Annotated in this window: 2 protein-coding genes and 2 pseudogenes; 1 reads left to right on the plus strand and 3 read right to left on the minus strand. The window is 49.4% G+C overall.

The window, feature by feature from the left end; translation table 11 throughout:
- The 3 genes and pseudogenes from BLX41_RS33530 to BLX41_RS05005 all read right to left on the minus strand — a co-directional run.
- Positions 1 to 686: pseudogene (locus BLX41_RS33530) on the minus strand (hypothetical protein); the annotation flags it as partial.
- Between the two features lie 14 nt (positions 687 to 700).
- Entirely contained in the window at positions 701 to 1,327 is a 627-nt protein-coding gene (locus tag BLX41_RS05000) for a response regulator transcription factor (RefSeq protein WP_123724005.1), read from the minus strand.
- A gap of 114 nt (positions 1,328 to 1,441) precedes the next feature.
- On the minus strand, positions 1,442 to 2,632 hold the full coding sequence (locus BLX41_RS05005; protein WP_185073389.1) for an EAL domain-containing response regulator: 1,191 nt from the start codon (positions 2,630 to 2,632) through the stop codon (positions 1,442 to 1,444).
- Positions 2,633 to 3,318: 686 nt separating this feature from the next.
- Between BLX41_RS05005 and BLX41_RS05010 the strand changes: the two are divergent.
- Positions 3,319 to 4,194 (plus strand): annotated as a pseudogene (locus BLX41_RS05010) (Tn3 family transposase); the annotation flags it as partial.
- Between the last annotated feature and the right edge of the window lie 63 nt (positions 4,195 to 4,257).

The following is a 4,257-nucleotide window of genomic DNA, read 5'->3' on the forward strand; positions in this document are numbered from 1 at the left end:
AACTCGGCCTGGAAATTTTCCTTTACCAAGTAACTTGCTCTCAAAAAATCCCCAAGAAATACATCCGCTTTTGTAAAAGCGACCGCTCCAATCGCCGCCAGTGCATTTGGATAGAACTGCACCTCGACTTTAGGGTACAATCGTTTCAAAGACTCTTCTGACAAAAAGCCAGTCACCACGGCCAACCGCTGCCCGTCCAGATCAGTAGTAGCCCCTCTCCCAGGTTTCGAACGCATTACCAAAACAGGCCGATCCGGCAAGTATATCTGTGATATCGCACGCCCACCCGCTACTGCTTCTGCATTATCACCAGACGCGAACATGTCGATTTCACCGCTACTCAGAGCCTCATGCAATAGCGACATAGTATCGAAATGTCGAATCTCGATTCGTACGTTGAGTAAAGTTGCAATCAACGCCAAGTATTCAGCCGTGATACCTTCATAACTGTGGCCACCAACTACCAAACCGAACGGAGGATCGTACACCCGTACGATACCGACCACCAGCACGTCCTTGTCACGAAACCATTGCCAATCTTTTTCGTCCAGCACCAACTCGCCATTGAGCTTGAATAAACTTGCTTTATTATTGAGATCTAGGGTAAGAGAGTGCGCAAAGACCTCCCCCCCTAGAAGATATTGAAACAACAATGTAATTACTAGAAAACAATATTTAACCGACATAGCATGACATGACATCATATTAAGTTATGGCGCTTAGCAAAGTCAGCCAAAAACACCAAAGATTTAACTTTTAATTTTTCTACCAGTCGAATTTTATAGGTGCTAACCGTCTTATAACTTAGCAACATTACATCACTAATCTCTTTATTACTCATACCGCGAGCCAAATACTGCAGTACGGTTATCTCTCGATCTGACAAACTCTGCAAAATTTCAATTTCGGTGATTTCCACATCGCTTTTTCGTACCGAGTTCCCTGCCAAGTCAGGAAAAAAAGTGTAGCCTGACATAATAACCTTGGCAGCTTTAGCCAACTCCTCTATGTCGTCTCCCTTCGAAACAAAGCCGGACGCTCCTGCACGCATACAACGCATCGCAAAAAACTCGACGGCCTGAGAAGTCAGTACTAATATTTTACAGGGCAGCCCTAACCCAGCTACACGATTGATCACTTTCAAGCCATCAAATGTCGGCATTGAAATATCCAGGATAATTAAAGCCGGACGATGTAATTGTGCTAACCTAACCGCGTCTGCACCATTATCAGCCTCAGCGACAACAACAAACCCCTCTTGCTTCAACAGCGCTTTTACGGCGGAGCGAATAAACGGATGATCATCAACAACTAGCACCTTATGCATACTACCCTCCCTTAAATTTTGCTATAGGGCGACTAACACTTCAGCCTTGAATACAGTGAATTCAACAAAAACACAAAATGCAAAGCTCCTCAAACTATATCTTGCTTTAACTTCTTAGAGCTCGTTTTTTCCTGCCACCAACTGAGCTTTGCGCACCCATTCTAAAAATTTTGCTTCATTCATGGGAGGAGCGAGATAATAGCCTTGCCCAACGATACACCCCATATTAATTAGACCATCTCGTGCAGCTTGACTGCCGATTCCTTCTACAACAAGACTCATGTTTAGTGCTCGTGCCAGAGCCTGCGCGCTCGCGACCATTGCACACTGGTGTGAGTTGAGAAGAGGATCAACAAATTTTCCTTCTAACTTTAGCTGAGTAAAAGGTAGGCGACTGAGCAATTCAAAAGACGAAAAGCCCAACCCGAAATTATCAACAGCCAACGCACAACCAAGCATGCGCAACCGCATCAAATTTACTTGAGTGTCTAGAGGCAACTGAAGCAAGCCATTTTCAGTGAACTCAAACAGCAGTGCAGCGCCTGGCAACCCCTCACTGGTAAGCGTTTTCTGAATATAGGTCACCAACTCTCGGCGCGACATTTGAGAGGTGTGCATGTTGAACCCTAACTCTACATCTACCCCGCAATCGCGCAGCTTTTTCAAAAGGCTCACACCTTCGCCAAGCATAACCTTGAACATCTCATCGATTAGGTCATAAGCCAGCACTGCTGTGAGGAAGTCTTTGGGCAAAAGTATCCCCCTAACCGGATGGCACCACCGAACCAACGCCTCGATTCCAACGAGGGCTCCGGTCAACATGTTGAGCTTAGGTTGATACCAAGACTTAAACTCGCCCGCGGAAAGAGCACCACGCACATCGATTTCACTCGGCAACTTGAACGGCTGCGCGGTAAGTACAGGCAACGTAGCGCGGCATCTCTGCAAAAAACGATTTAGTAATGCTTCGACAGCGTTGACTTGCAAGGGGCTGCTGAGTACCCCCAATAGCTCCACTTCAGAAAGCACCTCCAAATTCGCAACGCTACGTTTTAGATCAGCGGGGTAGTCAATCAACACAGCCACAGCCTTAGCCCAGCCAGCTTGCCGAGCGCGATGCAAGAACTCCAGAAGCTTCATACCTTCTTCGTTCAAATTGCCGAAAACAATGTCAACCTGGCCTGCCGAGGTAATCAACTGCGTGGCATGCTCGCTATCGCGCGCCAACAGTATATTGCTAACCCCCAGAGACCGAATCATCTCGCTCAGCAGGCTTTGCTGGAGAGAATGACTGTCGATAATCAAGGCTCGTAATAGGACCATAGCCAATACTTCAAGAAAACTTGATGAATTGTTACAGGAGCTTGGCTCCACCCGGGTAGGACTTTTCCCCAACGCGCGTAAGAATAATCCGCACGATCACGCCCTCCTATCGCTAGTCGAATCCCCATCCGTCTTTTACACATCTGTAGCATAGATCAGGTCTGAATCCGCGTTATATGGATGGTTCGTATCATAATCATAGTCATAGTCAATACGATCATTTGCAGCTGATTTTTCAATGGTCGTAGCAGTGGGTCCTGTCCAGCACCCACTCAAGATCCTCACCATAAGGCACCTGACAGATTTGCTGGTTTGGTTGTTTTGAACAGACCAGCGCGCCCGGTTGAGGCCTGGGCCGGCTTGTCGACCCAGGGCGACCCACCTGGGTCCTAGCGCCCGCAGCAAGGTAAAAAACTTCCCTAAAGACGTAAAAAGGTCAGTTAAGGGAAGGATTCATTCCTAAAGCACTGATGGACAGTCAGGTAGCCCAGTATTTAGGCAGTTCGGATACAACGGGGCTTTCGCAATCTGCATGCGTGACTTTTCCTACCTTGATGGTCCTGCTGCCAAATCCGCACCTAAAGGGTGAATTGGTGCCAATATCCACTTCCCGCCCGCCGTAGCAGCGCTTCAATGATGGGTCACGGTATGAACTCTCGATCCCAGTGGTGAACGCAGATAACCTGCGCAAGGTGCCATCGGACGCACCAACCGCTTTCGTCAAGCCGCGCAGAAGGCTGCTGGTGATCTCCCCGAAAGGTATTGACCGGCGCTTTTACGAGATCTGCACCTTGTCCGGGCTGAAAACCGCGCTATGCTCCAGCGACAACTGGGTCAAGGGCTTTCGGCAGTTCTGTGACATTTAAGAGTACCGTTTACCATCCACGAAGTTTGCCGCGCTCAGGCAGGAATAGGTGCTGCCATTGGCGATCAACCCCAACAGCGACCATTACCTGGAGGAGCGTTTACAACTGCTGGATGAACAACTGGCGACCGTCGCCAAATTAACCAAGGACAATAAGCTCCCTGACGCCATCCTCACCGAGTCCGGACTAAAGATCACGCCGTAGAATGCGGCGGTACCGAATACTTCCCAAGCGCTGATCGACGAAACTAGGCATTTACTGCCGCGCATCAAAATCACCGTGCTGCTGATGGACGTGGACTAATGGACGGGCCTCACATGCCATGAACGATAGCGCCCAGGCCAAGGATAGAACGCTGTTGCTGTCCGCGATCCTCGACACTGACTGTCAAGTGTCGAGCTACGTCGTCGCGTGCATGCAGGTTTGAATAAGAGAGAGGCTCGCAATGCCTCGGCCAGGGCGGTGTTCTTCAACCGCCCCGGTGAAATCAGGGATATAAGCTGCGAGCAGCAGCGCTATCCGGCCAGCGGACTGAACCTTGTGATCACCGCCACTGTGCTGTGGAACACGGTCTACCTGGAGCACACAACTCATGGGCTGGGTGCACGTCGACCTCACCGGCGATTACGCCTGGCGGCAGAGCCGAAGCTGGAAGGCAGTAAACTCAGGCCGCTATGACAGGTCGGAAAACCTTAGCGTACGATTTTTCCTAATTCTCTAGGTCCCACTATCAGGCACCCA

The sequence above is a fragment of the Pseudomonas protegens genome, from assembly GCF_003732485.1.
Lineage (GTDB): Bacteria > Pseudomonadota > Gammaproteobacteria > Pseudomonadales > Pseudomonadaceae > Aquipseudomonas > Aquipseudomonas protegens_B.